Origin of the sequence: Geodermatophilus obscurus (genome assembly GCF_900143215.1) — a bacterium.
Classification (GTDB): Bacteria; Actinomycetota; Actinomycetes; order Mycobacteriales; family Geodermatophilaceae; genus Geodermatophilus; species Geodermatophilus obscurus_A.
Genome location: NZ_FRDM01000088.1, coordinates 1 through 2,641 on the forward strand (window position 1 = coordinate 1; position 2,641 = coordinate 2,641).

Here is a 2,641-nt window from a genome sequence, read left to right on the forward strand (position 1 = left end):
CTCGAGCCTCCGGCGGTCGCCGCCGTCCCGACACCACCCTCCGTCCACCCGGGGCGGGCCGGAGGTCCCTGGGCGACACGGGGGGCGGGCGGTACAGGGACCTCCGGCCGGACGGGACGGGACCTCCGCCGCATGGAGGACCTGCGCCCCTCGCCCCCGCGCTGCGGGTCCGGGACGCTCCGTACCGGCCGACCGTCCCGGGCGGCGGGCCCGCCGAGAGGAGCGCACGATGGCTGCCGAGGCCCCGATCCCTCCATGGCATCGGATCCGGGCGTCCACGCCGGGCCGCGGTCCGCTCGGGCGCGGCTCGGACCTCCTGCGGTTCGCGGCGCGGGTGGTGCCGGTCCTGGACCTCAGGACACCGCACCGGCCTGGTGGCTGCGGGCGTGGTCCAGCCGGCGTGCCTGCGCTGGGGACGCCGGCGCCGAGCCCCGCCAAGTGCGCCCGGCACGCCGGACTCGGACCGGAAGACCCTGCTCCCCCGGGCCTCCGCACGTGTGGACTGCCGCCATGACCTCCGGCGCGGTCAGCACCACCGACCCCGACCTGCGGACTCCCCGCCTCCGCCGGCCCGGACCCCGGCCGGTGCAGCGGCACCCGGTCGACCTGGTCCGGGTGGCGCTCGGGCTCGCCGTCCTGGGACTGGGCCTCCTCGTCGCCCAGCGGGGCCGGCTACCGGTGCTCGAGCGGGACGTGTTCCAGCTCGTCAACGACCTGCCGGCGTCGGTCTTCCCGGTGGTCTGGCTGGTGATGCAGCTGGGCAACGTGGTGGCCGTCCCGGCCGTGGCGGCGGTCGCGGCGCTGACCCGGCGGTTCCGGATGGCGCGGGACATCCTGGTGGCCGGGGTGCTCGCCTACGTCGCCTCCGACCTGGTGAAGAGCGTGGTGCAGCGCGAGCGGCCGGTCGGGCTGGTCGTCGAGGTCAACTCCCCCGAGGGACCGGTCGCCGGCCTGGGGTTCGTCTCCGGGCACTCGGCCGTCGCCGCGGCACTGGCCGCCGCCGCCGTGCCCTACCTGTCCCGCCGCGGTCGACGCTGGGCGTGGACCCTGGCGTGGACGATGGCCCTCGCGCGGATCTACGTCGGCGCACACCTGCCCCTGGACGTCATCGGGGGGCTCGCCGTCGGCTGGGCGATCGGCTCGCTGGTGCACTGGGCGTTCGGCGTGCCGCGGCGCGAGGTGGCGGCCGCCCGGGTCGGGCAGCTGCTCGACCGGTTCGGCCTGCCGGTCCGCGACCTGCGGGCGGCCGCGGTCCGGGCGCGCAGCTCGCACCCCTTCGAGGCGATCGACGAACGGGGTCGCCGGCTCTACGTGAAGTTCCTCGAGCCCGACCGCTCCGAGCGTGACTGGCTCTACCGGCTGTGGCGGCTGCTCGCCGTCCGCGACGTCAAGGACGCCGACGCCGTGGCGCCGCTGGGCCAGCAGGCGGAGCACGAGGCGGTCGCGGCCATGATCGCGCGCGAGCGTGGGGTGTACGCGCCCCGGGTGCTGCTGGCCCGCGGCTCCGAGCGCGGCGCCCTCGTGGTGCAGGAGTACGTGGTCGGCACCGCCCTGGACGACCTGCCGCCGGGAGAGCTCACGCCCGCGCTGCTGGCCCGGGTGTGGCAGCAGGTGGCGCTGCTGCGGGCCGCCCGGGTGGCCCACCACGACCTGGTGGCCGCCAGCGTGCTCGTGGACGGCGACGGGCAGCCCTGGGTCGTCGACTTCGGCAACGCGCAGAACGGGGCCGACGAGGACGCGCTGGCCGGGGACGTGGCCGAGCTGATGGCCTCGCTCGTGCTGCGGGTGGACCCCGAGCTGGTGGTCGGCTCGGCGGTCGACGTCCTCGGCCCCGACGCCGTCGCCGCCGCGCTGCCGAGCCTGACGCCGATGAGCCTGTCGTCGGCGACCCGGGCCGGCATCCGGGACGACCGGACGCGGCTGGGCCTGCTGCGCCGCGCGGTGCGCCGCCGGCTGGACCTGCCCGACCCCGACCGCCCGGAGTTCGGCCCGCCGGGGATCGCGGCGCGGCTGGCCGTGGCGGCCGGGGCCGGACTGGTGCTGGTGGGGGTGCCACTGCTCGCGGGGGCGACCGCGTTCGCCGGGTCGGTGGAGCGGGGCGGCTGGCGCTGGCTCGGGGCGGCGCTCGCGCTGGCCGTCCTCGCCCGCGCGGCGCGGGCGGCCGGGGCGCTGCTCACCGTGGAGCGTCGGCTGGCGCTGGGGCGGACCTACGGCGCGACGATGGTCGCCGACGGCGCCTCGCTGCTGCACGGCGACGAGGGCTGGCGTCGGTCGGCGGCCCGCTTCCTGGAGCGCGCCGGGGTGCTGCCGGAGGACGCCCGGCGCGCCGTCGACCGCTTCGTCGCCGGGGCGATCGTCGCGGCGGTGCTCGTCGGCGTCGCCACACTCGTCCTGGCGCTGGTGGAAGGGCTCCTCAGCGGCTGGCGGACTCCCGAGGCCCTGGTGCCCGCGGTCGCGCTGGGGCTCGGCGCCTGGGCGCTGGTGCTGACCGGCCAGTGGCTGGCCGGGCGGGCCGACACCGGCCCGCAGGTGCGCCGCCAGGTGGGCCGGGTGCTGCGCAGCGGGCTCACCGCCCCGCGCCGGGCCCGGTGGCTGCCGGGCGCGCAGCTGGGCTGGACGGCGATGGGGGTGGCGCTGGAGG

1 protein-coding gene is annotated in these 2,641 nt (G+C 78.4%); it reads left to right on the forward strand.

The window, feature by feature from the left end; translation table 11 throughout:
- Positions 1-510: 510 nt before the first annotated feature.
- A partial coding sequence (locus BUB17_RS25040) for a phosphatase PAP2 family protein (protein ID WP_072921553.1) occupies positions 511-2,641 on the forward strand: 2,131 nt, incomplete at its 3' end.